Source organism: Crenalkalicoccus roseus (assembly GCF_004761865.1).
Classification (GTDB): domain Bacteria; phylum Pseudomonadota; class Alphaproteobacteria; order Acetobacterales; family Acetobacteraceae; genus Crenalkalicoccus; species Crenalkalicoccus roseus.
This window is the reverse complement of record NZ_SJDM01000018.1, coordinates 38,416-65,332: the sequence shown is the minus strand read 5'-3', so window position 1 is coordinate 65,332 and position 26,917 is coordinate 38,416. Positions and strand designations below refer to the sequence as shown.

Below are 26,917 nucleotides of genomic sequence, written 5' to 3'. Positions count from 1 at the left end.
CTGCTGCTGCGCTTGGTGGCGGCGGAGGTGGCGCGCTTGGTGCCGCTGCGGCTGGCGGTGCCGCGCCCGCGCCGGGTGGTCGCGCCCTCCTCCTGCGCCGCCGCGGCGGCGGTGCGGCTGGCGCCGCCGCGCCTGGCCGTGCCGGCGCCGCGGGAGGACCGGGTGGCGGTGCCGCGACCCTTCCGCGCCGGCTTCCTGGCCTGCTCGGCCTCCCCGGCCTCGGGCTGTTCCTGCATGCCTTGCGTCTCTTCTTCCTGCATGGTGGCTGCGCTCTCCTCCTTGAGGGGATCATGTCCCCAGTTCATCAGGGCATAGCGCCACCGCGTGTCCACGATGTCGCCTTCCGGTCGCTGTGCGAGGTGCCGACGGATGAAGCCGACGGCCCGGCGCATGAAGTCGCGTTCCTCCTCGGATCGCGGCTGCATCTCGCCGGCCTCCAGGAGTTCGAGGATCCGCCGGCCGGAGCGGTGCCCGACCGCCTCCTCCTCGCCATCCGGCGTCCAGCCGACGGACCAGCTCGACGGGCTGTCGAGCCAGCTGCGGAGTTCCTCGGCGGACATGTTCACGAGCTGGCGGAACGCCCGCTCCTCCGCCCCCTCATCGTCGCGAAAATCGCTGTCGCTCATCTCCTTCCCTCCCTCCTCTGCGGCGCCGCGCATCCGCATGCGGTGCGGCGGTGCCGCATGGGGCCAGCGCGCTCCGCAGCGGCGCGCATCGCGCTTCCTACTGCGTTGCGCTTCCGGCCTGCAACGTCAGCACGCCTCGCGCGTTCCCGCGCGCCTTCAACATCCCGCGTTCCGTCGCGCGCGGTCGTGCGCCCCGTTCAGGGACGCTCCGCGCGGATCACCAGCCGCGCCGCGAGTCGCGCACGGGGCGCGAGCAGCGTCATCGCGCCGAGGGCGGCGAGCGCGGGCCGGTTCGGCGCGTCCGGCACGTGGCTCACCGGTTCGACGCAGAGCACGTTGCCGCCCGCCGGCGCGAAGACCTGGAGGTTGCGCGCCCAGGCGCCCTCCGCCGCCATCACCAGGCGCAGCTCGGGGCGCAGGATCTCCGCCGTGCCGTCCCAGCCCGCGAAATGCGTGTCCAGCCCCTCATAGGCGCTCTCGTCGCCGTCCACGCCGCCGCTGTCCTGCGCGGCGACCGGCAGGTGGCGCGCATCGCGCGCGAGCAGCGCCCCGGCGCGGAAGCGGAGCCGCGTTCCGGGCGGGCGCAGGAAGAAGGGGTGCCAGCCGAGGCCGAAGGCGAAGGGCGCGGCGTCGGTGTTGGTGAGGCTGAGGTCGAGCGTCGCAGCCTCCGGTTCCAGCCGCAGCGACAGGCGCGCCAGGTAGCGCCAGGGCAGCGGCGGCGCGCAGGCCGGGCCGTCGAGCGCCTGCACGAGCTCCGCCTCCCCGGCCGCGAGGTGCGCGACCCGCCACGGCCGGTCGCGCGCGAGGCCATGGATCGCCGTGCCATCCTCCGGGCGATTGACCGGCACGCGGTGCATCGCGCCGGCGACCGGCACCCTTCCCTCATCCAGCCGGTTGGCCCAGGGCGCCATGACGAAGGCGCCGCAGAAGGCGAGGTTCGGGTCCGCGCCCTCGGGCAGCGGCGCCAGCAGCTCATGCCCCCGCCAGGCGAGGCGCGCGCAGGCGCCGCCCTGCGCGGGCAGCAGGCGCGCCGCCCAGTCGCCGGCGGCGAGTTCGACCATGTGCTGTTCGGCGACGGGCAGGTCCAAGGCGCGCCCTCCTTCCCCCGCGGGATCGGCGACGAGCAATGGCCGAACAGCATGACCGCATTTTGGCGGCCGGAGCCCGCGCTCAGTCGGGCGCGAAGGGGTCGCGCGGCGAGGGACGGTCGCGCGAGTACTCCATGGCGCAGTAGCTGCCGCCCTGGTAGCGCTCCTCCACCGGATCGCCGGAGACCGCGCCCGCGAGCTCGGCGCGGAAGGGCTCGGCGGAATCCCGGGGCTGCCAGCCGATGCGCTCGCGGTGGTCGCGCCCCCAGAAGCTCGCGGGGTTGGCCGAGCAGGCCCAGATCACGCAATGCCCGGTGCGCGGCGCCATCACCGCCGCGGCGCAGAGCCGCACCAGGTCGGCGTAGGAGAGCCAGGTGGCCAGCATCCGCGCGTTGCTCGGCCGGGGGAAGCAGGAGCCGATGCGGAGGTTCACGTTCTCCACCCCGTGCTTGTCCCAGTAGAGCCGGCCCATCAGCTCGCCATAGGCCTTGGACAGGCCGTAATAGCCGTCGGGGCGGAAGGCGCAGTCGGCGTCGAGCCGCGCCTCGCCCTCGCCGGGCCGCTCATGGAAGCCGATGGCGTGGTTGCTGCTGGCGAACACCACCCTGGCCCGCTCGCGCCGCGCCGCCTCATAGATATGGTAGAGGCCGCGCAGGTTGGGGCCGGCCACCGCCTCGAAGGGCTGCTCCACGCTCGTGCCCCCGAAATGCAGGATGGCCCCGCATCCCTCGGCCTGGCGGAGGATGGCCACCCCGTCCTCGAGGTCGGCGCGGACGAAGCGGGCGCGCGGCGGCAGCGGATCGGGGAAGGGGGCGATGTCGGTCAGCCGCAGCGTCCAGCCCGCGGCGGCGAGCTCGCGCGCCAGCACGCGGCCGAGGGCGCCCGAGGCGCCGGTCAGCAGCACGGGCTTCGCCGGGATGTCGGGCATGCGGGTATCCTCCCTGCCATGGCGCAAGTGTGGCGCAGCCGGGCCCGCCCCGGGAAGGGCGCGGGACCGGTTGCCCGCCCCCGCCGCCTTGCGCATCCTGGCGCCAACCAACCACAGGGGTGAGGAAACCCATGCACCGAAGGCAGCTGATGGGGGCGGCCGCCGCCGCGCCCGTGGCCCTGGCCGCGCCGGCCATCGCGCAGACCCAGAGCCCGGAGGTGCGCTGGCGCCTGGCGAGCAGCTTCCCCCGCCCCCTCGACATCCTGTTCTTCGGCGCCGAGCACGTGGCGCGGCGGGCGGCCGAGCTGACCGAGGGCCGCTTCCAGATCCGCGCCTTCCCAGCCGGGGAGATCGTGCCGGCGCTGCAGGTGCTGGACGCGGTGCAGAACGGCACCATCGAGTGCGGGCAGACGCCGCTCTACTGGTACATCGGCAAGGAGCCGGCGCTGACCTTCTTCACCTCCATCCCCTTCGGCGGCAATTTCCGCCAGCAGACCGCCTGGATGCGGCGCGGCGGCGGCAACGAGCTCTGCGCCGAGATCCTCGCCGAGTTCAACTGCGTCGGCCTGCCCTGCGGCGACACCGGCGCGCAGATGGGCGGCTGGTTCCGCGGCGAGATCCGCAGCCTGGCCGATGTCGGGGGCCTGAAATTCCGCATCGCCGGCATGGGCGGGCAGATCTTCCAGCGCCTCGGCGCCTCCCCCGCCCTGATCGCCGGCTCGGACGTCTATCCGGCACTGGAGCGCGGGGTGATCGACGCCGCCGAGTGGGTCGGCCCCTATGACGACGAGAAGCTCGGCTTCCACCGCGTCGCCCGCTACTACTACGCGCCGGGCTTCTGGGAGCCCTGCGCGCGCGGGCACCTGCTGGTCAACCGGCGCGCCTGGGACGCGCTGCCCGATGCGTACCGCGCCGCGCTGCAGGTGGCCTGCGCCGAGGTCGAGATCGAGATGGTCGCCCGCTACGACGCGGCCAACCCGCAGGCGCTGCGCCGCCTGGTCGGGGCGGGCGCGCAGCTCCGCGCCTGGCCGCGGGAGGTGATGCAGGCCGCCTGGCGCGTCGGGCACGAGCTGCTGGAGGAGCACGCCTCCCGCAGCGCCCGCTTCCGCAAGGTCTGGGAAAGCTACCGGCCGTTCCGGGACGACCAGTTCCAGTGGTTCCGCATCGCCGAGGCGAGCTACGCCAATTTCGCCTTCACCGCCGCCGCCCAGCGCTGAGCGGCCAGGGCGGGGCGGCGAGAACCGCCGGCCCCGCCGGTCGTTGAGGCGGCGACACCAGCGAGGGAGACGGTGCCATGGCGGATGGGTTCCTGGCGACGCTGCGCCGGCATGTGGAAGATCTGCACGACACGGCCGAGGACTACGGGCACGCCGCCTCGCGGCGGCTGCGCCGCACCGGCCGCGACACGCGGCGCGAGCTGCGCCGCCTGTGGTCGCAGCTCGAGGACCTGGTGGAGCGGGACATCGCCCCGCGCGGCCGGCGCTATGCCCACCGGATCGGCGACACGGCGCGCGACTACGCCGAGGAGGGACGGGAGCGGGCGATCCACGCCGCCGACTACCTGCGCGAATCGGCGCGGGCGCGGCCGCTGCTCGCGCTCGGGATCGCCACCCTCGCCACCATTGCCGTGATCAGCCTGCTGAGCCGCCGGCGGTGACGTTGCGCGGGCGGCGTGAGCATCTTGTCATGCCCGCTGCCGCCCGACGCTGCTAGCCTCCGCCCCGGCCGCGCCAGGCGGCCGGGATGGAGGAGACTGCCATGAAGCTCGATCGTCGGATGCTGCTGCGCGCGGGCGCTGCCGCGGCCGCCCTGCCGCTGCTGCCGGGCGGCGCGGCGCGGGCCGCCGCCCCGATGCGGGACGACCTGCCGCCCGCCTGGCATCGCTTCCGCGTCGGCGAGTTCGAGGCCACGGCGATCTCGGACGGGCTGCTGCCCCTCGGCCGGCCGGAGCCCGCCTTCCCCACCGCCCCGCCCGAGGAGATCGCCAGCCTGATGCGCGGCGCCTTCCTGCCGCCGGATGCCGCCAACCTCGAGCAGAATGCGCTGGTGGTGAACACCGGCCGCCAGCTCATCCTGTTCGACACCGGCATGGGCGAGAGCATGGGCCCGGCGAGCCGGATGTTCGGCCCGCAGACCGGGCGGCTGGTGGCGAACCTGCGCGCCGCCGGCTACCAGCCCGAACAGGTGGACCTGGTGGCGCTGACCCACGCCCATTGCGACCATTGCTGGGGGCTCGTGGACGCGCAGGGCAACCGCGTCTTCCCCAACGCCCAGGTGGCGATCAGCGAGGCCGACCTGAACTTCTGGACCGACGACGCCAACAAGCGCGGCCCGGACTTCATGGGCCCCTTCATCGACGGCGCCAAGAAGAACCTCGGCGCCTATCGCGACCGCCTGGTGATGGCGCGCGACGGGCAGGAGGTGGCGCCCGGCGTCACCGCCATCGCCACGCCGGGCCACACCGTGGGCCACATGGTCTATGCCATCTCCTCCGGTGGGCGGGTGATGGTGAACACCGGGGACCTCGCCCATCACCACATCCTGCTGCTGCGCCGCCCGGCCTGGGAGTTCGCCTACGACACCGATCCCAAGCAGTCGGCGCAGACGCGGATGCGCATGCTGGACCGGCTGGCCGCCGACCGGCACGCGGTGCTCTCCTACCACTTCCCCTGGCCGGGCCTCGGCCATGTGGTGCGGGAGGGCGAGGGCTTCGCCTGGGTGCCGGCGCCGATGAACGTCACCGCCGTGGCGCCGGTCTGACCCCGCGCCGGGGCCGCTCGACGCCGGCACCGGGCGGCCCCACATAGGCGGCTGCGATGAACCTGCTCGCCCCCGCCCCCGTCCTGTTCTTCCCGCAGAAGCGCGAGGCCCCGCCCCCGACGCGGCGCCTCTCCGTCGTCTCGCCCTTCGCGCCGAGCGGCGACCAGCCGGCCGCGATCCGCGATCTGGCCGAGGGGCTGCGCGGTGGGGAGCGCGACCAGGTGCTGCTCGGCGTCACCGGCTCGGGTAAGACCTTCACCATGGCCAAGGTGATCGAGGCGGTGCAGCGGCCGACCCTAATCCTGGCCCCGAACAAGACGCTGGCGGCGCAGCTCTACGGGGAGATGAAGTCCTTCTTTCCGGAGAACGCGGTGGAGTATTTCGTCTCCTACTACGACTACTACCAGCCGGAGGCCTACGTCCCGCGCACCGACACCTACATCGAGAAGGACGCGCAGATCAACGAGCAGATCGACCGCATGCGCCACTCCGCGACGCAGGCGCTGCTCGAGCGCAACGACGTGGTGATCGTCGCCTCGGTCTCCTGCATCTACGGCATCGGCTCGGTCGAGACCTACTCGCGCATGGTGGTGAAGCTCGAGCGCGGCGGGCGGATCGAGCGCGACGCGCTGGTGCGCGGCCTGGTCGAGCAGCAGTACCGCCGCAACGACAGCTTCTTCGCGCGCGGCACCTTCCGCATCCGCGGCGAGACGGTGGACATCTGGCCCAGCCATCTCGAAGACCGCGCCTGGCGCATCTCCCTGTTCGGGGACGAGGTGGACGGCATCCGCGAGTTCGATCCGCTCACCGGCGAGACGACGGCGGAGATGGAGCGCGTGGCGATCTACGCCAACAGCCACTACGTCACGCCGCGCCCGACGCTGCAGCAGGCGATCCGCGGCATCAAGGAGGAGCTGAAGCGGCGCCTGGCGGAGCTGGAGGCCGAGGGCAAGCTGCTGGAGGCGCAGCGGCTGGAGCAGCGCACCGTCTTCGACATCGAGATGCTGGAGACGACGGGAAGCTGCAAAGGCATCGAGAACTACTCGCGCTACCTGACCGGCCGCAACCCCGGCGAGCCGCCGCCCACCCTGTTTGAGTACCTGCCGGAGAACGCGCTGCTGATCGTGGACGAGAGCCACGTCACCGTGCCGCAGATCGGCGGCATGTTCCGCGGCGACTTCAACCGCAAATCCGTCCTCGCCGAGTTCGGCTTCCGCCTGCCTTCCTGCGTGGACAACCGGCCGCTGAAGTTCGAGGAATGGGACGCCTACCGCCCGCAGACGATCTTTGTCTCCGCCACCCCCGGACCGTGGGAGATGGAGCGCACGGGCGGCGTCTTCGTCGAGCAGGTGATCCGCCCGACCGGGCTGGTGGACCCGGTGACCGAGGTGCGCCCCGTGGAGGGCCAGGTGGACGACCTGCTGGCCGAGTGCCGCGAGGCGGTGCGGCGCGGCGGCCGCGTGCTGGTGACGACGCTGACCAAGCGCATGGCCGAGGACCTTACCGAATACATGACCGAGGCCGGCATCCGCGTGCGCTACCTGCACTCGGACGTGGAGACGCTGGAGCGCATCGAGATCATCCGCGACCTGCGCAAGGGCGTGTTCGACGTCCTCGTCGGCATCAACCTGCTGCGCGAGGGGCTCGACATCCCCGAATGCGTGCTGGTGGCGATCCTGGACGCGGACAAGGAGGGGTTCCTGCGCTCCACCACCTCGCTGATCCAGACCATCGGCCGCGCCGCGCGCAACGCCGAGGGGCGGGTGATCCTCTACGCCGACACCATGACCGACAGCCTGCGCCGCGCGCTGGAGGAGACGGAGCGGCGCCGCGCCAAGCAGCTCGCCTGGAACGAGGCGCACGGCATCACGCCGCAGAGCATCCGCCGCGACATCGCCGACGTGCTGCAGAGCGTGTACGAGCAGGATTACGTCACGGTGGAGGCGGTGGAGGGCGCGGGCGACGCCGCCGAGTTCGTCGGCAAGGACCTGCGCGCCACCATCGCCGAGCTCGAGAAGCGCATGCGCGCCGCCGCCGCCGACCTGGAGTTCGAGGAGGCGGCGCGGCTGCGAGACGAGATCAAGCGGCTGGAGGCGCTCGATCTCGGCCTCGCGCCCGCGGCGCTGCAGCCGAACCCCGCCGGGCGCAGCCTGCGCGACAGCACGCCGCGCGCGGCGCGGAAGGAGTGGGCGCCGAAGCCGCTCGGCCCGGGGGGCGGGGGTTACGAGCCGGGCAGGCGCCGCGGCGGGCGCCGGGGGCGCTGAGGCCGCGCCGTCATGCCAGCCCCCAATTCTGCGTGGCGAAGCCGCGGCGCGGAACCTGGAAGGCGAGCGGCACGGGCGGCAGCACCTGCGTGTCCTCGGGCGAGAACAGGCAAAGCTCCACCCCCTTGGCGTCGGCGGGAAGCTCGGCCTCGAAGCGGACCACCTTGGCCGCCGGGTCCGGCTTGCCGGCGATGCGCAGCGCCGCGAGGTCGGGCCGGCGCAGCAGGCGGATGCGGTCCCAGCGCACGCCGAGGAAGGTCAGCGCCTCGAAGCGCAGCAGGCGCCGGCCAGCGGGGCGGAGGCGGATCTCGGGGGCGAATCCCGGCCCCGCCCACCACTCCACCACGCCATCGGCGCGCCGGGCCGGCGGGTGCCAATCCCGCGTCAGCCAGATCGCGGCCTCGCCCTCCGACCAGGCGAGGGTGGCGGGCGCAGGCTCGCCGCTCGTCCGGTCGGCGCCGAGCAGGCGCTCGCGCCATTCGGCGTAGCGCCGCTGCGCGAGCTGCCACAGCAGGCTGTCCACGGCGAAGCGCTCGGGCCGGGCGCGCAGCCAGGCACGCAGCGCCGCCATGTCCACCTCGTCGCTCCTGCCCTCGTTGATCCGAATGTCGGCGCCACGCAGCGCCCGCCCCGTCTCCAGGCTCCAGAGCAGGCAGAACTCGTCGATCCGCTCGGTCGGCAGCAGCCGGTCCACCTGCTCTGCCACCGTCTCAAGGTGGCGGAGCAGCCACAGCTCCTCGCCACGGATCCGCTCCTGCGGCGAGGCGCCGTGGAAGGCTCGGATCAGGCAGCGGGACTGGAAGTTGAACATCACATGGGAGAATCTGTCCATGAAGGCGGTGGGGGAAAGCGCCTGTGCTGCCTTGTGCAGGGGCAGGGCCGGCGCGCGCAGGATGTGGCGGTAATGCGAGATCACCTGCTCCACCGGGTCGCGCACCGCCGAGATCACCTTGAGCCCGGCCGGGCGCTTGGCGAGGACGGAGCCCGCCGGGTGCCCCTCGAAGAAGTCGAAGGAGGCCGCGAGCTCCGCCAGTTCTTCCGCGCTGTGGATGTCGGCCTGCATGATGCTGGTGCGGCCCGGCGCGAAGGCGCTGGCCAGGCGCGTCGCCAGGGTCTGCCCCCCGGTCTTGGGGATGTGCAGCAGGTAGAGCATGGGCGCCGGCCTCAGGCGGGATCGTCTTCGGAGAGGTAGAGGATCGTGTCCTCCCGCCGTTCCAGCACCTGCGCCGGGTCGCAGGGCACGGCGAGGCCGTCGAAGCCCACCTCGCGCAGCGGGAAACGGGCCGCCATTTCGGCCAGGATGGCGCGCGGATCGCGACAGCGGTGCGGGTTGAACTCCATCAGGATGCCGATGCCGGGACTGCGGGCGATGAGCCGCTGCATCCCGCGCCACACCGCCTCCTCAGCGCCCTCGACGTCGATCTTCACGAAATCCGCGCGGCCCGGGACGGCCTCGTCGAGGGTGAGAGCCGGAACCTCGTGCCGCGCGAAGAGCGCCGGGTCGAGCTCCCGCGCAGCCTGGCCCGGCTCGACCAGGCAGGCGTTCTTGGGATCGCGCAGCGGCACCAGGAAGGGCAGCACGCCCGCCCGGTCCGCCACCGCGGCGGCATGCACCCGCGCCACGTGCCAGAAGCCGTTCACCGAGACGTTCAGCCGCAGGAGCTCGGCCAGGCGCGGATTCGGCTCGAAGGCGTGCACCGCGCCCTCCGCCCCCACCAGGTCGGCCAGCAGGATGGTGTAGTATCCGTGGTTGGCGCCGAGGTCGAGCGCCACCTGGCCCGGCCTCACGTTCCGCCACATGAAGTCGGTCAGCCAGTATTCCCAGTAGCCCTCGAACATCAGGTGCGGGACGAAGCCGGTGTCCCGCAGGTCCACATACATCTTGTAGCGGCCGAGGACCCGGCAGAGCGCCGTCTGCGCGTCCACCGGCACGACCATGCAGCGCGCCCGCATCAGCCCCTCGGCCGCCACGCGGTCCCTGAGGTCGCGGAGCTGGGCGGTGGTGACGATGTCGAGGCGATGTGTGAGGCTCATGTCCACCCTGAAATACCGCGCGCGAATCCCGCATCCGGGCGAAGGCCAGCGGAGGCAGAGCCACCATAGGTTGCATCCTCCCCCGCAGGCAACCTTGCTTCCGCCGGCGGGCCGGATTCGCCTGGCGGAGCGCGACCCGGCCGGCGGGGGTGCCAGCCCGGTGGACGGCGGCGGCGGCGGCGTCTAGACCGCCCGCATGCCGGAGCCGCCGATCCCCGCCTCCATCCCCCGCGCCGCCCTCGTCACCGGGGGGGCGAAGCGGCTCGGCCGCGCCATCGCCCTGGCGCTGGCGGAGGCCGGGTTCGATCTCGCCGTGCATTACGGCGACAGCGCGGCGGAGGCCGAGGAGACGGCGCAGGCCATCCGCGCCCTCGGGCGGCGCGCCGTTCCCCTGCGCGCCGATCTCGGGCGGGAGTCCGAGACGGCGGCGCTGCTGCCGGCGGCGACGGCGGCGCTCGGGCCGCTCGGGGTGCTGGTGAACAATGCCTCGCGCTTCGAGCGCGACGAATGGCACGACGCCACGCGGGAAAGCTGGGACCGGCATATCGAGCCGAACCTGCGCGCCCCCTTCGTGCTGACCCAGGCCTTCGCCCGGCACCTGCCCGAGGCGGCGGAGGGGGTGGTGATCAACATGCTCGACCAGCGGGTCTGGTCGCTGACGCCGCATTTCGTCTCCTACACCGTCGCCAAGGCGGGGCTCTGGGCGCTGACGCGGAGCCTGGCGCTGGCGCTCGCGCCGCGCATCCGGGTCTGCGGCATCGGCCCCGGCCCGGCGCTGCCGAGCGCGCGGCAGAGCGCGGAGCAGTTCGCCCGGCAATGCGCCTCGGTGCCGCTGCGGCGCGGCACGGGGCCGGAGGAGGTGGCGCGCGCCGCGCTCGCCATCCTCGCCCTTCCCTCCATGACGGGGCAGATGATCGCGCTCGACGGCGGCCAGCATCTGCAATGGTCGCCCGCCCGCGGCGGGGAGCCGCTCGCCGAATGAGCCTCGCCCCGGATGCCGAGCGGCGGCTGCGGCTGGTCTTCGTGCGCGGTCTCGTGGTCGAGGCGCGGCTCGGCGTGCATCCGCACGAGAAGGCCAGGCCGCAGCGGGTGATCCTGAGCGTGGAGCTGGCGGTGGAGGACGAGGCGGCGCCGCACGGCATCGGCCGCGACGACCTGCGCCGCGTCGTGGATTACGAGCGGACGGTGCGCACGGCGCGGGCGGTGGCGGCGGCGGGCCACACGCTGCTGGTCGAGACGCTGGCCGAACGGATCGCGGAGGCCGAGCTGGCCGATCCGCGGGTGCAGCGGGTGCGGGTGACGGTGGAGAAGCCGGACGCCTTCCCGGATGCGACGAGCGTCGGGGTCGTCATCGAACGGACACGGCGCTGAAATGGTTTCGTCGTTTACTTTGTCCACCGCCATCACGATTTTGAGAGGACGTGACGCATCTCCTGCACCCTCCCCCGGCGAATGTCCGAAGCACGCAAAAATCCTTTCTTAATCAAAGCCATGAAGGGCAGCGCGGGGCGCGCGGGACGGCGGATGCCCGCCAGCGTCAGCGGTTTTCCCCCTCCACGGCGCAGTCCTTCCACAGACTTGTCCACAGGGTTTGCAGCAAAGCCGGCCAAGCTTCCGGAGGGCGCCGCCCTCCCGGCGGCAACGTTCCGCGGGGGATAGGCCACGTCCCTTCCGCCGCGGATTTCCGGGCCGGCCTGATTCCAGCCACCCCCGATCGGCCCTAATTCCCTGGTCATGAGCGAAGCCGAGACCGAGGCCGCCGGCGTCCCGGCCATGGAGGGCGCGCGCGTGATCGAGCGTGCGCTGGCGACCCTCCCCCTCTCGCCCGGCGTCTACCGCATGCTCGACGCCAAGGGAGATGCCCTCTACGTCGGCAAGGCCCGGGCGCTCAAGCGGCGCGTCGCCACCTACACCCGCCCCGCCCGCCTGCCCGAGCGGCTGCGCCGCATGGTGCACGAGACGCGCAGCCTCGAGGTCATCACCACCGCGAACGAGGCCGAGGCGCTGCTGCTCGAGGCCAATCTGATCAAGCGCCTGCGCCCGCGCTACAACATCGTCCTGCGCGACGACAAATCCTATCCCTGGCTGGTGCTGACGGAGGATCACCCCTTCCCGCAGATCGCCAAGCATCGCGGGGAGCGGCGCAGGGGTGCGAGCTACTGGGGGCCCTTCGCCTCCGCCTGGGCGGTGAACCAGACGCTGACGGCGCTGCAGCGCGTGTTCCTGCTCCGCTCCTGCCGCGACACGGTGTTCGACAGCCGCGACCGTCCCTGCCTGCTCTACCAGATCAGGCGCTGCTCCGCCCCCTGCGTCGGCCGCATCTCGCGGGAGGACTATGCCGGGCTGGTCGCCCAGGCGAAGCAGTTCCTCTCCGGAGAGACGCCCTCCATCCAGAAGGACCTGGCGCGGGAGATGGAGGCGGCGGCGGAGCGGCTGGAATTCGAGCGCGCCGCGGCGCTGCGGGACCGCATCAGGGGGCTGACCCATGTGCAGGGCCGCGACCGCATCAACATCGAGGGGCTCGGCGATGCCGACGTGGTGGCGCTGCATCAGGCCGCCGGCCAGTCCTGCGTGCAGGTGTTCTTCTTCCGCGGCGGGCGCAACAACGGCAACCGCCCCTTCTTCCTCAGCCATGCGCGCCAGGAGCAGGGGCCGGAGCAGGTGCTCGGCGCCTTCCTCGCCCAGCTCTACGACGACCTGCCGCCGCCGCCCCTCATCCTGGTCAGCCACGATCCGCCGCAGCGCGAGCTGATCGCGCAGGCGCTCTCCCTCAAGGCCGGGCGCAGGGTGGAGATCCACCGCCCGCAGCGCGGCGACAAGCGGGCGGCGGTGGAGCACGCCGAGACCAATGCGCGCGAGGCGCTGGAGCGGAAGCTCGCCGAGGGCACGGCGCAGCAGGCGCTGTTGCAGGGCGTGGCCCGCCTCCTCGACCTGCCCGCGCCCCCGGAGCGGATCGAGGTCTATGACAACAGCCACATCCAGGGCGCCAGCCCCTATGGGGTGATGATCGCCGCCGGACCCTCCGGCTTCCTCAGGCAGGCCTACCGCAAATTCGCCATCCGCGGCCCGGTCGCCCCCGGGGACGATTTCGCCATGATGCGCGAGGTGTTCGAGCGCCGCTTCGGCCGCGCGCTGCGCGAGGATCCGGAGCGGGAGAGCGGCACCTGGCCCGACCTCGTGCTGATCGACGGCGGCGCCGGGCAGCTCAACGCCGCGCGGGAGGTGCTGGCCGAGCTCGGCTGCGATGACATCCCGCTGGTCGCCGTCGCCAAGGGGCCGGACCGCGACGCGGGGCGGGAGTGGTTCCACCGCGCCGGCCGCGAGCCCTTCCAGCTCCCGCCACGCGACCCGGTGCTCTACTACCTGCAACGGCTGCGCGACGAGGCGCACCGCTTCGCCGTCTCCGCCCACCGCGCCGGGCGGTCGAAGACGCTGACGCGCTCGGAGCTGGACGACATCCCAGGCGTCGGCGCCGCCACCAAGCGGCGCCTGCTGCACCATTTCGGCTCCGCCCGCGGCGTGCGCCAGGCGGGGATCGAGGATCTGGAGAACTGCCCCGGCATCGGCCGGGGCCTCGCCCGGCGCATCCACGAGCATTTCCACCCCGGCGCCCTCCCCTCGCAGGAGTGACGCCGGGCGCCGGGCCCTCCCGGCCGGAACCTCCCCTGGCACCCGGGCGGCGGATCAGCCACCCCCTCAGCAAGGGGCGGAAGCATGATCCCCCGAAGTGCTGTAGGTTGGGGGTCCGAACCAGGGACCCCCTTCGCCCGAGACAATGCCGACCGACCTGCCCAACCTGCTCACCCTCTCGCGCATCGCTGCCATCCCGCTGCTGGTGGCGCTGGTGGCGCTGCGCCATCCCTGGGCGGATGTCGCGGCCTGCGCGGTGTTCTCCGCCGCCGCCATCACCGACTACTTCGACGGCAAGATCGCGCGCGAGCGCCAGATGGTCAGCGGCTTCGGCCGCATGCTGGACCCGATCGCGGACAAGCTGCTGGTCGGGGCGGCGCTGATGCTGCTGGCGGGGATGGAGCGCCTCTCCGCCGCCGCGCTCTACCCCGCCATCGTCATCCTGCTGCGCGAGATCCTGGTCTCGGGCCTGCGCGAATATCTCGCCGGGCTGAAGGTGAGCCTGCCGGTGACACGGCTGGCCAAGTGGAAGACCGGCTTCCAGATGGGCGCGCTCGGCACGCTGCTCGCCGGCGACACGGCGGCGGCGGCGCTCGGCCTCCCCTTCCTGCCCGTATCCTTCATCGGCGAGGCGATGCTCTGGATCGCGGCGGTGCTGACCCTGATCACCGGCTGGGACTACCTGCAGGCGGGGCTGCGGCATGCCGGGCACGACACCGGCAAGCCCGGCACCCGGTCCCACCCGGCGGTGCGGCCTTGAGCCGCGCCACCGGGCGGCGCATCTTCCAAGCAGCTTCGCGGGAGCAGGCGATGGAACGGACTCGGAGTGGCCGGAGCATGGCGGGGGGCGTGGCGGCGCTCGGCCTGCTGGTGCTGCTCGGCGGCTGTCAGGGGGGAGAGGGGCCGTTCACCACCTCGGCCAACCACCTGCGGGCGGGCGGCGTCTTCGGCCCTGCCTGGGGCGGAAGCCCGCCCGAGATCCTCTCCGCCAGCACCACCGTCGCGCGGCTGCGCGGCGAGCCGGTGGCGCTCGCGCCGCTGCTGCCCGAGCCGGGCGATGTCTGGCCGGGCGAGCTGCCGCCGCGCGCCACCCTCGCCAACCCGGACGCGGCGCTGCGCGGCATCCCGGACTACCGGCCGGCGCAGCGCGACCCGCTGCCGCCCCTGGAGCCGCCCCCGCCTCGCCGGCCCGGCCAGGTGCGCGGCAGCTCCTCCCTGCCCCCGCCGCCGCCGGACCAGCCTCTGCCGCCGCGCGCGGTCGCCCCGCTGCCGCCGCCCGCGCCGCTGCCGGAGCGGCCGCCGCCGCGGGCCGACGGGCGGGTGCTGATGACCCCGAACGGGCCCGTGGTGACCACCGGCGGCACGGATCGGGTGCAGAGCTACGTGGATCCGCAGGGTCGCACCGGCGTGATCCACCGCGACGGCGAGCGCGCCGTCGCCTTCCCGCCGGACCGCCCGCCCGAGCCGGCGGTGCCGGCGCGCTGAGGAGGCCGGACGGATGCGGGTGCTCTATTTCTCCTGGGTGCGGCAGAAGGTCGGCGTGGCCGAGGAGGAGGTGGCGCCGCCCCCGGAGGTGACGGACGTCGCCGGGCTGATGCGCTGGCTCGCCGGCCGCAGCCCCGGCCATGCCGCCGCTTTCGCCGAGGCGCGCGCCATCCGCGCCGCGGTCAACCAGGACTTCGCCACACCGGACCGGCACGTCGGCCCGGGCGACGAGGTCGCCTTCTTCCCCCCGGTGACCGGCGGATGACCGCGCCGCGCGTGCGGGTGCAGGAGGCGCCCTTCGACCCGGCCGCGGAGACCGCGGCGCTGCTCGGCGGGCGCACCGACATCGGCGGCATCGCCAGCTTCCTCGGCGTGTGCCGCGCCGATGACGGGCTGGAGGCGATGGTGCTCGAGCACTATCCCGGCATGACGGAGCGCGCCATCGCCCGCATCGCCGCCGAGGCCTGTGCCCGCTGGCCGCTCGCCGGCTGCACCGTGATCCACCGCCACGGCCGGCTGCGCCCGGGCGAGCCGATCGTGCTCGTGCTCACCGCCTCCTCGCACCGTGCCGCCGCGCTTGAGAGCTGCGCCTTCCTGATCGACTGGCTGAAGACCAGGGCCCCCTTCTGGAAGCGGGAGGAATTCGCCTCCGGCGAGACCCGCTGGGTGGAGGCGAAGGCCGAGGACGAGGTCTCCGCCGCCCGCTGGGAGGAGAGCCGCCCGGCTGCCCCGGCGTGAACCCCGGCGCCCTTGCGCGGGTGGAGCTGCCCTGCCACGACCCGCCCCGGCTGCACGACTTCTACGGCCGCATCCTGGGCCTGCCGCCCGCGGGACCCTATGGCTTCCTGCTCGGCGCGGTGGAGCTGGTGCTGCGGGCACGGGGCGACGCGCTGTTTCCCCTCTCCGCCCCTTCGGGCGGCGGTGGGGTGCTGCTGGCCCTGCCCGTGCCGGAGGAGGAGCTGGACCGCTGGCACCGGCGGATGATGACGACCCGCGTCGCGGTGCTGGAGGCGCCGGGGCCGGGCGGAACGCCGCCGCGGCGCCTGCGCGTCGCCGACCCGGAGGGCAACGTGCTCGAACTCTTCGCCGCGCCGTGACCCGCGCACCATGATCCGCCGCCTGCTGGCGCTCCTCGGGGGGGCGGCGCTGCTGCTCTGGCCCGCAGCGCTGAACGGCTACCCGCTGCTGTTCAGCGACACCGGCGCCTTCCTCGCGCAGACCCTGATGGCCTGGCCGATCTGGGACAAGCCCTATGTCTACGGCCCGGTGCTGCACGCCTTCCACTGGCGCCTGACCTTGTGGCTGCCAGCGCTGGCGCAGGGGATGCTGCTCTCCTGGCTGCTGTGGCTGGCGCAGCGGGCGCTCCGGGGAGAGGCGGAGCCGGGGCGCCATCTTCTGCTCTGCGCCGGGCTCGCCGCCCTCACCGCCGCCCCCTGGTTCGCGGCGCTGCTGATGCCGGACCTGCTGGCGCCGGCCCTGGTGCTGGCGCTGTTCCTGCTCGGCTTCGCAGAGGAGCGCCTCTCGCGGTGGGAGCGGCTCGGCCTCGGCGCGGTGGCGGCGCTCTCGGTCTCGGCGCATCTCTCCCACCTGCCGGTGGCGGTGGCGCTGGTGGCGGTGGTGCTGGCGCTGCGCCGCGCCTGGCGGCCGGCGCTGGCCGCGGCGGTGCCCGTGCTGGCCGGCGTGGCCGTGCTGCTGGCGACCAACCTCGCCGTACACGGGCGCCTCGCCATCTCCCCCTATGGCGCGGTCTTCGCCCTGGCGCGGCTGGTGGCGGACGGGCCAGCCGCGCGCACCATCGAGGCGCGCTGCCCGGAGGCGGGCTGGCACCTCTGCCGCTGGACGGGACGGCTGCCGACGGATTCCGACGCCTTCCTCTGGGACGGCGACGGCCCGGTCTGGGCGCCGCGCGCGGATGACGCGCGGCCCGGTGGGCCGATCAGCCTCGCCCCGGAGGCGCGGGCCATCGTCGCCGAGACGCTGCGGCGCGAGCCGCTCGCCGTGCTGCGCGCCGCGGCGGCGAACACGCTGCGCCAGCTCGCCATGGCGCGGGTGGGGGATACGCTGGTGCCGGACCACCTGGCGGTGCAGGTGGGCGGGCAGCTCGCGCGCGGCTTCCCCGAGGCGGAGCGGCGGCGCTTCGCCGCCTCGCTGCAGGCGCGCGGAGCGCTGCCGCAGACGGCGGCGCTCTTCCTCGCGCCGCATGGGCCGGCGCTGCTGCTCGGCGCGCTCGGCACCCTGCTTGCCGCCTGGCGGGCGGCGCGGGCGGGGGATGGACGGCGCCTCGGCCTGGCGCTCTGCGTGCTGGCTGGCCTCCTCGCCAACGCCGCCGTCACCGGCGCGCTGAGCGGACCGCACGACCGCTACGGGGCGCGCATCGCCTGGCTGCTGCCGCTCGCCGCCCTGCTCGCCTGGACCCCGCGCCGCGCCGTTTCGTTCCGCGCCGCACCATCGCCGCGCGCGGCGCGGTAGGAGGGCGCCGCATGGGCCTCGACCTCCTCGACGCCGCGCTGGTGTTCGGCATCTTCACCCTGGCGGGGCTGATCAAGGGCATCGCCGGCTTCGGCCTGCCGACGGTGAGCCTCGGCCTGCTGGCGCTGACCCGGCCGCTGCCGGAGGCGATCCCCCTCGTGCTGCTGCCGACGCTCGCCACCAACATCTGGCAGGCCTTCGGCAGCGGCGCACTCGGCCCGACGCTGCGGCGCTTCGGCGGCTTTTTGCTGGCGGCGGCGGTCTGCACCTTCGCCGCGGCGGGGCAGCTCGCGCGCGCCGATGCGGCGCTGCTCGCCGGGTTCCTTGGCCTGCTGCTGGCCGCCTCCTCGCTGCTGGCGCTGCTCGGGCCGCGCTGGCCGATGCCGCCGCCGCGGGCGGAGCGCTGGCTGTCGCCGGTGATGGGCGGCGCCTCGGGCGCGGTGGCGGGGCTGACCGGCAGCTTCATGGTGCCGGCCGCGCCCTGGCTGGCGGCGCTGCGCCTCTCCCCCGACATGTTCGTGCAGGCCTTCGCGCTGGGGGCGGTGGTGGCGACACTGGTGCTGGCGGTGAGCATGGCCGGGCAGGGGCTGCTGCCGCCGGAGCTCGGCCTCGCCTCGGTGGCGGTGATGGCGCCCGCCTTCCTCGGCATGGCGGTGGGGCGGCGGGTGCGCGGGGCGCTGTCGGAGGCGGCGTTCCGGCGGGTGGTGCAGGTGTGCCTGCTGGTGCTCGGCCTGTATCTGGTGGCGCGCAACCTGGCGTGAGGCGGCCGCCGGTGCCTCCGGCCCGTTGCCTGGGGAGCGGAGGCACGCTCCCGGCCGATTCGGCCCTCTGCGATCTGCTCTAAAGCTGCGGCCTGAGGAAGCTCAGCACCCAATCCGATACTTTCTTGCGCCAGCCGCGGTTGCGCCACTCCTCCAGCGTGATGCGCCGGGACCTGGCGAGGTCCTGCTCGAACAGCGCGATCTGCTCCCGCACGAAGGCAGGATCATAGACGTTCAGGTTGGCCTCGTCGTTCAGGCGGAAGGAGCGCTCGTCGAAATTGACGGAGCCGACCGAGGCCCAGGCCTCGTCGACGACCAGCAGCTTCAGGTGGTACATGGTCGGCTGGTATTCGTGGATCCGCACCCCGGCTTCCAGCATCGCCCCCCAGAAGTGGCGCGAGGCGCGGCGGACGAACTCCTTGTCCATGTGTTCCCCCGGCACGATCACGTCCACCTCCACCCCGCGCGCCCGCGCCGCGACGAGGTGGCGGATGGAAAGATCGTCCGGCACGAAGTAGGGCATGCCGATGCGGATGTGGCGCTCCGCCGCGGCGATCGCCATCATGAACATCAGGTGCATCGCCGTGCTGCCGCCGAGCGGCGCGCTCTTCATCACATGCGCGGGTGAGTCCCCGACCGGACCGAGCGGCGGGAACTGGCTGGCCTCGGCGGGCAACCTCCCGACCGCCTCCAGCCAGTTCTCGATGAAGGCGGCCTGGAGCTGCGCCACCACCGGCCCGGTGATGCGGTAGTGGTTCTCCCGCCACTCCCCCTCGTGGCGCGCGTCGCCCAGCCACTTGTCGGCGATGCCGACGCCGCCGGTGAAGCCCACGGCCCCGTCCACGATCAGCAGCTTGCGGTGGGTGCGGTTGTTCATGCGGTCGAGCGTGTACCAGCGCGGGCGGCGGAAGCGCCGCACATCGGCGCCGGCCTCGCGCATCAGCGCGAGCAGGTCGCGGTCCATCGGCACGCTGCCCTGCCAGTCGAGCAGCACGCGCACGGCGACGCCGGCCCGGGCACGCTCCGCCAGCGCCTCGGCGAAGCGCCCCGCGATCTCGCCGGACCAGTAGACATAGGTCTCGAAGTTGATGGAGTCCGAGGCGGCGCCGATCGCCCCCAGCATGGCGGGGAAGATGCGGTCGCCGTTCACCAGGGTCTCGACCCGGTTGCCTTCCAGGATCGCGGCGGAGAGCACGCCGCTCATCTGGCGGCGGAACGCCTCCTCCGCCGCGCCGTGGCGGTGGTCCAGCAGGTATTGCAGGTCGCGTCGCGCGGGCAGGATGTTGAGGACGAGCAGCGTCGCCACGACGGAGGCCAGCGCGGTGCCCAGCACCCAGCCCAGCCATCGCCATCGCCGCGCCATTGCCGCCCCCTGCCGTCCCGGAAGTTTCGCAGCTACTACGGGCCGGCGACCGCGGGGTTCCCGCTCAGCCGGGTCCGCGCACCGCCCCGCCGGCGAGCAGCGCCGCGATCTCCGCCTCCGCATAGCCCGCCTCGCGCAGGATCTCGGCGCTCTGCTCGCCGAGGCGCGGCGCGGGGCGGCGCTCGCCTGGCGTGCTGGCGGAGAAGCGCATCGGTACCGCCATGCGGCGGAGGCGGCCCTCGGTCGGGTGCTCCTCCGTCTCGAAGAAGCCGGTGGCCCGCACATGCGGGTCGTCGAAGATGCTGTCCAGCGTGTGCACCGGCGTCACCGGCAGGTCGGCCTGTTCGAGGATCTCCATCCACTCCGCCGTGGTGCGCGTCAGGAACAGGTCGGACAGCAAAGCCAGGATCTCGTCGATGTGCCGCGTGCGGGTGGCGTGGCTCGCGAAGCGGGGATCCTCGCTGACCAGGTCCGGCCAGCCGACGGCCTTGCAGAAATTCCGCCACTGCCGGTCGTTGTAGATCATGGTGCAGATGTAGCCGTCCCTGGTGCGGTACGGCTTCCGGTCCGGCGAGAGGTGGCGCTGGTACCCACCGCCGTCGAGCGGCGGGTCGTACACCTTGCCGCCCAGGTGGTCGCCGAGGACGAAGGTCAGCATCGTCTCGAACATCGGGACCTCGACGAGCTGCCCCTCGCCATGGCGCTCCCGCCACAGCAGCGCGGCATTGATGGCGTTGGCCATCATCAGGCCGGTGATGCGGTCCGCCATGGCCAGGGGCGCGTAGCGCGGCTCGCCATCCGTGGCGCGGGCGAAGAGGCCGGCGATCAGCGCCGCGCCCTGCATCAGGTCGTCATAGGCCGGCTTCGGGGCATAGGGGCCATCCTGGCCGTAGCCGAGCACGGCCGCATAGACGATCCGCGGATTGGCCTGCCGCACCGCCTCGTAGTCGAGGCCGAGCCGCGCCATCGCCTTCGGACGGATGTTGGTCACCAGCACGTCCGCGCCGCGGGCGAGGCGCAGCAGCACCTCCCGCCCCTCCGGGCGCTTGAGGTCGAGGGCGATGCTGCGCTTGCCGCGGTTGATGGTGAGGAACATGCCGCCCATGCCGGGGTGCCGTTCCGGCCCGATCAGACGGACCACGTCGCCCTCGGGCGGCTCCACCTTCGTCACCTCGGCGCCCATCTCGGCGAGAAGCTGGGTGCAGTAGGGCCCGACCAGCACGGTGGTGAGGTCGAGCACGCGGATGCCCGCGAGCGGTCCCGGCATTCCGTCTTCCCTTCGGTGGCGGCGCGTCAGGCGAGCCCGTACACCGCCCGCGCGTTTGCGGAAAGGATGGCCCGGCGCTCGGCCTCGCTCATCCGGCACTTGAAGGCGTAGCGGGGATCGTCGGAATCCCAGTGCGGGTAGTCCGAGGCGAAGAGCAGCCGGTCCCAGCCGATCCAGCCGATCAGCCGGCGCAGGTGCTCCGGGTTCTCCGGCTCCTCCACGGGCTGGGTGGTGAACCAGAATTGCGACTTCAGGTATTCGGAGGGCTTCCTGCGCAGGTGCGGCACCTCGGAGCGCAGCGCCTTCCAGTGGCTGTCCATGCGCCAGCCGAGCGAGGGCACCCATCCGAAGCCGCCCTCGATGATGACGAATTTCAGCCTCGGGAAGCGCTCCGCCACGCCTTCCAGGATGAAGCTCGCGCACATGGCGGCGAGCGACATGGCCACCGCCTGGTGCTCCTCGAAGTAGAAGGAGGGCCAGCCGCCGCCGGCCACCGAATGCCCGCTGGTGCCGAGGGTGTGCAGGCCGAGCGGCAGGCCGTGATGCTCCGCCGCCTCGTAGATCGGCCAGTAGCGCTGCCGCCCGAGCGGCTCTAGCGCCCGCGTCACCAGGGAGACCTGCACGAAGTCCGGCTGCCCGGCCCAGCGCTCGATCTCCCGCACCGCCGCCGCCGCGTCCTCGCCCGGGACGGCGATGGTGCCCCTGAGGCGCGGGTCGCGGCTGGTCCAGTCCTCGCGCTGCCACTCGTTGACGGCGCGCGAGACGGCCTCGGCGAAGCCCGGCACGCGCTCATCCATGCCGCGTACCGAGAGCGGCTGCAGCATCCCGTACTCGATATCGTGCGGGTCGAGGTGCTGGGCGCGCATGAAGTCTAGGTCGCTGCCGGGCGGCCCGCCATTCGGCGGCCAGCTGTCGCGCCGCGACAGCGCCGGCGTCGCCTTCGGATAGGGGTAGGTGGCGGTGAAGGGCTGGCGCAGCCGCAGCCCGTACTCGCGCCGGTGCCGCCGCCAGCGCTCCGGCAGCCAGCGGTCGAGCTCGGCGCCGGAGCGCATGGCCGGATGGATGTCGCAGTCCACCAGGCGCAGCCTCGCCTGCGCCGCGGTCTCGGGCCGGGGAAGAGTCGTCGCGCTCACTGCACCGTCTCCCTCGCGGTTGGGGCCGGCCGGGACGCGCCCTCGGGCGGGCGCAGCCTCGGATAGGTATCCAGCGCATTGCCGCGCAGCAGGCGCGGCAGCAGCCGCTCCGGCAGGCCGCGCGGCAGCGCCTCCGTGCCGTCGAAGCGCCAGTGCGGCCAGTCGGTGGCGAAGAGCAGCACCTCCTCGCTGCCGATCATGTCGAGCAGCGCGGCGAGGTCGTCCGGCTCCTCCGGCGCGTCGGCGGGCTGGATGGAGAGGCGCACCTGCTCGCGGAAGATCTCCGCCGGGCTGCGGTCCACCCAGGGGATCTCCTTGCGCAGGGCGCGCCACATCTTCACCCCGCGCCAGAGGAAATTCGGCACCCAGCCGATGCCGGCGCCGAGCAGCACCACCTTCAGCCGGGGAAATTTGGTGAACGCCCCCTCCGCGATCAGGCTGAGGAGCTGGCTCTGGAAGGTCTGGGCGAAGGCGACGTGGTCCTCGATCAGATAGGTGGGCCAGCCATTGGCGGTGGGCGAGAAGCGCGTACCGCTGCTCACCTGCAGGGCGATGGGCAGCCCATGCCGCTCCGCCGCGGCGTAGATCGGCCAGTTCGCGCGCCGGCCGAGCAGCGTCTCCCCCGCGCCGAGCATCAGCACCTGCACGAAGCGGCGGTCCGGCGCCAAGCGCTCGATCTCCTCCACCGCCAGTTCGGGGCTGTCCACCGGCACCAGGATGCCGGCGCGCAGGCGCGGCTCGCGGTCCAGCCATTCGGCGGCCAGCCAGTCGTTGGCGGCGCGGCAGAGTGCGGCGGCCATGTCCACGTTGTGCAGGGCGGGCGCGCCGAACAGGGAGTTGCAGATGGCGATCTCGGAGCCGAAGGGCTCCAGCGCCTGGCGCCGCAGCGCCTCCAGCGTGCCGCCTGCCAACCCCTTCTCCGGCCGCCAGTCGGGCCGCGCCGTCAGCGGCGCGCCGCGCGGCCACAGCGCCAGGTCGAGATCGTCAAGGCCACGGCCCGTGATCACCTCCCGCCAGTGGTCGTCGAGGTAGGGGAGCAACGCCATGCAGCCGGGAAGGGCCGGGTGCAGGTCGCAGTCGATCGGCGCCATGCCAAAGGGGGCCATGCGCTGTCTCCTCGCGCCGGTGCGCGGCGGGGCCGCCAGTGGTCGAGCCTGCCCCCGGGGCCGGACACGGTCAACCCGCAGCCGCCCGGCGGCGGAGGCCCGAGGCGGCCGCGGCGAAGCCGTTGACCGCCGCGGCACGCCGCGCGAGTGTCCGGCGAAAGGCCAGGTCAGGCGCGCCGCCCCGGCCCCGCGGCCGCAGGCGCGCGCGGGGAGAAGCATTGTCCATGTTCTGCCATGTCGGCGACATCGTGATCCACGCCCAGGTCGAGGGGCCGGCGACCGCGCCGGCGGTGCTGCTGCTGCACTCGCTCGGCACCACGCTGCACATGTGGGACCCGCAGGCGGCGGCCCTGAGCAGGCGCTTCCGGGTGATCCGCATGGACATGCGCGGCCACGGCCTGACCGACGCGCCGCCCGGCCCCTACCGCATGGAGCAGCTGGTCCAGGACGCGCTCGGCCTGCTGGACGCGCTCGGGGTGCGGGAGGCGCATGTCGGTGGCGTCTCGATCGGCGGGCGCATCGCCATGGGAATGGCGGCGCGGGCGCCGAGCCGCGTGCTCTCGCTGATGCCCTGCGACACGGCGCTGGAGTTCCAGCCGGCCGAGACCTGGCAGGAACGCATCGCGGCGGTGGAGCGGGGCGGCATTCCCGCGATCGCGGAGGCCACCATGGGCCGCTGGGTGCTGGACCAGTCCCTCGCCTCCTCGCACGGACTGCGGCGCATGCTGCTCCGCACCGATCCCGTCGGCTGGCTCGGCTGCGCCGCGGCGCTGCGCGACTGCCGCAAGGAGGAGATCCTGGGGCGGATCCGCTGCCCCACCACCATCGTCGTCGGGGACCGCGACGTTTCCACGCCCCCCTCCGCGGCGCAGGCGATCCACGAGGCGATCCCGGACAGCCGCCTGGTCACCATCGCGGAGGCGGCGCACATCCCGAATTTCGAGCGTGAGCAGGCCTTCACCGCCGCCATCCTCGCGCACATGAAGCTGGTCACCGCCCTGCCCGCCGACACCGCCGAGGCCGGCATGGCGGTGCGGCGGCAGGTGCTCGGCGCGGCGCATGTCGAGCGGTCCGACGCCGCGGTCACCGCGCTCGACGCGCCGTTCCGCGACTTCATCCTGGAAGGCGTCTGGGGAAGGGTGTGGACGCGCCCGGGCCTGTCGCACCGCGACCGCAGCCTGCTCTGCCTCGCGATGCTGGCCGCGCTCGGCCACCACGAGGAGCTTCGCCTGCATGTGCGCGCCACGCGCAACACCGGCGTGACGGTGGAGGAGATGGGCGAGGCGCTGCTGCAGGTCGCCGCCTATGCCGGCGTTCCGGCGGCGAACGCCGCGCTGCGCGTGGCCAAGGACACGCTTCGGGAGATGGAGGACGCATGAGCGACCCGGCCGGCTACCGCCTTCCCGCCCCCGGCACCCAGCCGCCCTACGACGCGCCGGACTATGGCAGCACGCGCCGGCGCCATCCGACGCGTCCGCTGCTGCGCGTCCCGCACACGCCGACGGAGGTGAGCGCGCCGCGGATGGACCCCGCCCGCTACCCGCCCCACGCCGACCTCTCGAAGCTGGAGGGGCGGGAGGGGCTGGGCGAGCGCATCATCGTCGCCGGCCGCGTCCTCGACGAGGAGGGCCGCCCGGTGCGCGGGGCGATGGTGGAGGTCTGGCAGGCCAACGCCGCCGGCCGCTACCACCACCCCGGCGACACGCACGACGCGCCGCTCGACCCCAATTTCCGCGGCCAGGGCCGCGTCTTCGCCGACGCGGAGGGCCGGTACCGCTTCACCACCATCCGCCCCGGCGCCTATCCCTGGCGCAACCACCACAACGCCTGGCGGCCGGTGCACATCCATTTCAGCCTGTTCGGCGCCGGCTTCGCGCAGCGGCTGATCACGCAGATGTACTTCCCCGGCGACCCGCTGCTGCCGCTCGACCCGATCTTCAACAGCATCCCCGACCCGGCGGCGCGGCAGCGCCTGGTGGCGCGCTTCGACCTCGACGTCACCGAGCCGGAATGGGCGCTCGGCTACCGCTTCGACATCGTGCTGCGCGGGCGCGAGGCGACGCCGATGGAGGACGCGGCATGAGCGCCGCGACGCCGAGCCAGACCGCCGGCCCCTACTGGCACCTGATCGACTTTCCCGAATGGGCCGACCTGCTGCGCGAGGACGGCCCCAATGCCGGCCTCGCGGGGGAGCGCATCCTGCTGACCGGCCGCGTCACCGACGGCGACGGCGCCCCCTGCCCCGACGTGATGGTGGAGCTGTGGCAGGCCGGGCCGGATGGGGAGTATGGCGGCGCCTTCCACGGCTTCGGCCGCTGCGCCACCGACGCGGAGGGGCGGTTCCGCTTCGTCACCCTCAGGCCGGGCCCGGTGCGCGGCCGCGGCAACGCCGTGCAGGCGCCGCACGTCACGCTCAGCCTCTTCGCCCGCGGGCTGCTGAGGCAGCTCGTCACCCGCCTCTACTTCGCGGGAGAGCCGCTGAACGAGACCGATCCGGTGCTCTCCGCCGCCGAGCCGGAACGCCGCGCCACGCTGATCGCGCAGCCCGCGGGCGGCGGGGAATGGCGCCTCGACATCCGCCTGCAGGGCGAGGGCGAGACGGTGTTCCTGGAGGTCTGAGCCCATGCCGGTGAACCCCGCCGACGCGCCGGTGCTCGGCGCCCTCTACGGCACCGACGCGATGCGCGCGGTGATGGGCGAGCGCGCCTTCCTGCAGCGCATGCTGGATGTGGAGGCGGCGCTCGCCCGCGCCCAGGCGCGGCTCGGCATCGTGCCCGAGGCGGCGGCACGCGCCATCGCCGAGGCGGCGCGGGTGGAGCGGCTGGACCTCGCCGCGCTCGCCGCGGCCACCCGCAACACCGGCTATCCGGTGGTCGGGCTGGTGCGGCAGCTCTCCGCCCTCGCCGGGCCGGAGGCGGGGCGGTGGACGCATTGGGGCGCGACCACGCAGGACATCATGGACACCGCCGTGGTGCTGCAGATGCGCGAGGCGCTGACGCTGCTCGACGAGGATCTCGCCTCCCTCAACGCGGCGCTCGGGCGGCTCGCGCAGGCGCATCGCGGCACGGTGATGGCGGGGCGGACGCATCTGCAGCACGCCCTGCCCGTCACCTTCGGCTACAAGGCCGCGGTCTGGCTCTCGCCGCTGCTGACGATGCGGGAGCGGCTCGCGCAGCTCCGTCCGCGCGTCGAGAGGCTGCAATTCGGCGGCGCCGCCGGCACCCTCGCCTCGCTCGGCGCGCAGGGCGAGGCGGTGCAGGCCGAGCTCGCGCGCGAGCTCGGCCTCGCGGTGCCGGACATCACCTGGCACGTGGCGCGCGACGGCCTCGCCGAGGCGGTGTGCTGGCTCGGCCTGCTCTGCGGCTGCCTCTCGAAACTCGCCACGGACGTCATGCTGCTGATGCAGACCGAGCTGGCCGAGGTGGCGGAACCGCACCAGGAGGGGCGCGGCGGCTCCTCCACCATGCCGCAGAAGCGCAACCCGATCGCCTGCGAATACGTGCTCGCCCAGGCGCGGGGCGTGCACGCGCTGGTGCCGCAGGTGCTCTCCGCCATGGCGCAGGATCTGGAGCGCGGCACCGGCCCCTGGCAGGCCGAGCCTCTGGCGCTCGGCCAGGCCTTCCTGCTGACGCATGGCGCGCTCGCGCAGGCGCGGACCATCGCCGAGGGTCTGGTCGTGGACGCGGCGCGGATGCGCCGGAACCTCGACGCCACCGGCGGGCTGATCGTGGCCGAGGCGGTGATGATGGGCCTCGCCCCGGCGCTCGGCCGCGGCGAGGCGCACCATGTCGTCAACCGCGCCTGCGACGTGGCGCGGGAGGAGGGCGTGCCGCTCGCCGATGCGCTGCTGCGCGAGCCGCGCGTCGCCGAGCGGCTTTCGGCGGAGGAGGTGGCGCGGCTGACCGATCCGGCCGCCTATCTCGGATCGGCGAACGCCTTCATCGGCCGGGTGCTGGCGCGGCTGCGGGGCTGATCCGCGCCACGCCGCCGGCCGGTTCCGGCC

Annotated in this window: 27 protein-coding genes; 18 read left to right on the top strand and 9 right to left on the bottom strand. The window is 73.6% G+C overall.

Going from position 1 to position 26,917, the window contains the following annotated elements; all coding sequences use genetic code 11:
* From ET526_RS21525 to ET526_RS13040, 3 genes are all read right to left on the bottom strand, one after another.
* Window positions 1-626, bottom strand: a 626-nt coding sequence (locus ET526_RS21525; RefSeq protein WP_192898691.1) for a DUF3140 domain-containing protein, incomplete at its 3' end; no start/stop codon positions are given.
* Window positions 627-823: 197 nt separating this feature from the next.
* Window positions 824-1,714, bottom strand: a complete 891-nt coding sequence (locus tag ET526_RS13045; RefSeq protein ID WP_240048383.1) for an aldose epimerase family protein — start codon at window positions 1,712-1,714, stop codon at window positions 824-826.
* A gap of 82 nt (window positions 1,715-1,796) precedes the next feature.
* A complete protein-coding gene (locus ET526_RS13040) occupies window positions 1,797-2,642 on the bottom strand; it encodes an NAD-dependent epimerase/dehydratase family protein (protein ID WP_135468145.1) in 846 nt (281 codons plus the stop codon).
* Window positions 2,643-2,773: 131 nt separating this feature from the next.
* On the opposite strand from ET526_RS13040, the gene ET526_RS13035 reads away from it, so the two are divergent.
* From ET526_RS13035 to uvrB, 4 genes are all read left to right on the top strand, one after another.
* The gene (locus ET526_RS13035) at window positions 2,774-3,859 is read left to right on the top strand and encodes a TRAP transporter substrate-binding protein (protein WP_135468144.1); all 1,086 of its coding nucleotides are present in this window, start codon (window positions 2,774-2,776) and stop codon (window positions 3,857-3,859) included.
* Window positions 3,860-3,936: 77 nt separating this feature from the next.
* A complete protein-coding gene (locus ET526_RS13030) occupies window positions 3,937-4,299 on the top strand; it encodes a hypothetical protein (protein ID WP_135468143.1) in 363 nt (120 codons plus the stop codon).
* Window positions 4,300-4,400: 101 nt separating this feature from the next.
* The gene (locus ET526_RS13025; protein WP_135468142.1) at window positions 4,401-5,402 is read left to right on the top strand and encodes an MBL fold metallo-hydrolase; all 1,002 of its coding nucleotides are present in this window, start codon (window positions 4,401-4,403) and stop codon (window positions 5,400-5,402) included.
* A 56-nt stretch (window positions 5,403-5,458) separates the two neighbouring features.
* Window positions 5,459-7,666, top strand: coding sequence for an excinuclease ABC subunit UvrB (gene uvrB / locus ET526_RS13020; RefSeq protein ID WP_135468141.1), 2,208 nt, complete (start codon window positions 5,459-5,461; stop codon window positions 7,664-7,666).
* Window positions 7,667-7,676: 10 nt separating this feature from the next.
* Here uvrB and ET526_RS13015 read toward each other — a convergent pair whose 3' ends face one another.
* Both ET526_RS13015 and ET526_RS13010 read right to left on the bottom strand, forming a co-directional pair.
* Entirely contained in the window at window positions 7,677-8,819 is a 1,143-nt protein-coding gene (locus tag ET526_RS13015; protein WP_135468140.1) for a hypothetical protein, read from the bottom strand.
* Between the two features lie 11 nt (window positions 8,820-8,830).
* On the bottom strand, window positions 8,831-9,700 hold the full coding sequence (locus ET526_RS13010; RefSeq protein WP_135468139.1) for an FkbM family methyltransferase: 870 nt from the start codon (window positions 9,698-9,700) through the stop codon (window positions 8,831-8,833).
* A gap of 196 nt (window positions 9,701-9,896) precedes the next feature.
* Between ET526_RS13010 and ET526_RS13005 the strand changes: the two genes are divergently transcribed.
* The 10 genes from ET526_RS13005 (at window position 9,897) to ET526_RS12960 (ending at window position 18,045) form a co-directional block, all read left to right on the top strand.
* On the top strand, window positions 9,897-10,682 hold the full coding sequence (locus tag ET526_RS13005; RefSeq protein ID WP_135468138.1) for an SDR family oxidoreductase: 786 nt from the start codon (window positions 9,897-9,899) through the stop codon (window positions 10,680-10,682).
* Window positions 10,679-11,071 (top strand): dihydroneopterin aldolase, encoded by a 393-nt coding sequence (gene folB, locus ET526_RS13000; RefSeq protein ID WP_240048382.1) that lies wholly within the window; start codon window positions 10,679-10,681, stop codon window positions 11,069-11,071. The genes ET526_RS13005 and folB overlap by 4 nt, the downstream gene beginning before the upstream one ends.
* Window positions 11,072-11,434: 363 nt before the next feature.
* On the top strand, window positions 11,435-13,330 hold the full coding sequence (uvrC, locus tag ET526_RS12995; protein ID WP_135468136.1) for an excinuclease ABC subunit UvrC: 1,896 nt from the start codon (window positions 11,435-11,437) through the stop codon (window positions 13,328-13,330).
* A 145-nt stretch (window positions 13,331-13,475) separates the two neighbouring features.
* Window positions 13,476-14,090, top strand: coding sequence for a CDP-diacylglycerol--glycerol-3-phosphate 3-phosphatidyltransferase (pgsA, locus tag ET526_RS12990; protein WP_135468135.1), 615 nt, complete (start codon window positions 13,476-13,478; stop codon window positions 14,088-14,090).
* Between the two features lie 77 nt (window positions 14,091-14,167).
* Entirely contained in the window at window positions 14,168-14,815 is a 648-nt protein-coding gene (locus ET526_RS12985) for a hypothetical protein (protein WP_135468134.1), read from the top strand.
* A gap of 13 nt (window positions 14,816-14,828) precedes the next feature.
* Window positions 14,829-15,080 carry a molybdopterin converting factor subunit 1 gene (gene moaD, locus ET526_RS12980; RefSeq protein ID WP_135468133.1) on the top strand — a complete coding sequence of 84 codons (252 nt, stop codon included), beginning with the start codon at window positions 14,829-14,831 and terminating at the stop codon, window positions 15,078-15,080.
* Complete coding sequence (locus ET526_RS12975; RefSeq protein ID WP_135468132.1) at window positions 15,077-15,553, top strand: molybdenum cofactor biosynthesis protein MoaE; 477 nt, start codon at window positions 15,077-15,079, stop codon at window positions 15,551-15,553. The genes moaD and ET526_RS12975 overlap by 4 nt, the downstream gene beginning before the upstream one ends.
* Window positions 15,550-15,912, top strand: a complete 363-nt coding sequence (locus ET526_RS12970) for a VOC family protein (protein WP_135468131.1) — start codon at window positions 15,550-15,552, stop codon at window positions 15,910-15,912. Before ET526_RS12975 ends, ET526_RS12970 begins: the two co-directional genes overlap by 4 nt.
* A 10-nt stretch (window positions 15,913-15,922) precedes the next feature.
* Window positions 15,923-17,284 carry a hypothetical protein gene (locus tag ET526_RS12965; RefSeq protein ID WP_240048381.1) on the top strand — a complete coding sequence of 454 codons (1,362 nt, stop codon included), beginning with the start codon at window positions 15,923-15,925 and terminating at the stop codon, window positions 17,282-17,284.
* An 11-nt stretch (window positions 17,285-17,295) separates the two neighbouring features.
* Complete coding sequence (locus ET526_RS12960) at window positions 17,296-18,045, top strand: sulfite exporter TauE/SafE family protein (RefSeq protein WP_135468130.1); 750 nt, start codon at window positions 17,296-17,298, stop codon at window positions 18,043-18,045.
* A gap of 79 nt (window positions 18,046-18,124) precedes the next feature.
* On the opposite strand, the gene ET526_RS12955 is transcribed toward ET526_RS12960, so the two are convergent.
* The 4 genes from ET526_RS12955 to ET526_RS12940 form a co-directional block, all read right to left on the bottom strand.
* Window positions 18,125-19,408: a phospholipase D-like domain-containing protein gene (locus ET526_RS12955; protein WP_135468129.1), complete on the bottom strand. Its 1,284-nt coding sequence runs from the start codon at window positions 19,406-19,408 to the stop codon at window positions 18,125-18,127.
* 64 nt (window positions 19,409-19,472) lie between these two features.
* Entirely contained in the window at window positions 19,473-20,675 is a 1,203-nt protein-coding gene (locus tag ET526_RS12950) for a CaiB/BaiF CoA transferase family protein (protein ID WP_135468128.1), read from the bottom strand.
* 26 nt (window positions 20,676-20,701) lie between these two features.
* Window positions 20,702-21,808 (bottom strand): amidohydrolase family protein, encoded by a 1,107-nt coding sequence (locus ET526_RS12945; protein ID WP_204623618.1) that lies wholly within the window; start codon window positions 21,806-21,808, stop codon window positions 20,702-20,704.
* On the bottom strand, window positions 21,805-22,914 hold the full coding sequence (locus ET526_RS12940; RefSeq protein WP_135468127.1) for an amidohydrolase family protein: 1,110 nt from the start codon (window positions 22,912-22,914) through the stop codon (window positions 21,805-21,807). The genes ET526_RS12945 and ET526_RS12940 overlap by 4 nt, the downstream gene beginning before the upstream one ends.
* Before the next feature lie 224 nt (window positions 22,915-23,138).
* Here ET526_RS12940 and pcaDC point away from each other — a divergent pair, with 224 nt between their 5' ends.
* From pcaDC to pcaB, 4 genes are read left to right on the top strand one after another with little or no spacing between them, the layout of a single operon-like run.
* Window positions 23,139-24,293, top strand: coding sequence for a bifunctional 3-oxoadipate enol-lactonase/4-carboxymuconolactone decarboxylase PcaDC (gene pcaDC, locus ET526_RS12935; protein WP_135468126.1), 1,155 nt, complete (start codon window positions 23,139-23,141; stop codon window positions 24,291-24,293).
* Window positions 24,290-24,997, top strand: a complete 708-nt coding sequence (gene pcaH / locus ET526_RS12930) for a protocatechuate 3,4-dioxygenase subunit beta (RefSeq protein ID WP_135468125.1) — start codon at window positions 24,290-24,292, stop codon at window positions 24,995-24,997. Before pcaDC ends, pcaH begins: the two co-directional genes overlap by 4 nt.
* Window positions 24,994-25,533, top strand: a complete 540-nt coding sequence (gene pcaG / locus ET526_RS12925) for a protocatechuate 3,4-dioxygenase subunit alpha (RefSeq protein ID WP_135468124.1) — start codon at window positions 24,994-24,996, stop codon at window positions 25,531-25,533. The genes pcaH and pcaG overlap by 4 nt, the downstream gene beginning before the upstream one ends.
* Window positions 25,534-25,537: 4 nt before the next feature.
* A complete protein-coding gene (gene pcaB / locus ET526_RS12920; protein WP_135468123.1) occupies window positions 25,538-26,887 on the top strand; it encodes a 3-carboxy-cis,cis-muconate cycloisomerase in 1,350 nt (449 codons plus the stop codon).
* Window positions 26,888-26,917: the final 30 nt, after the last annotated feature.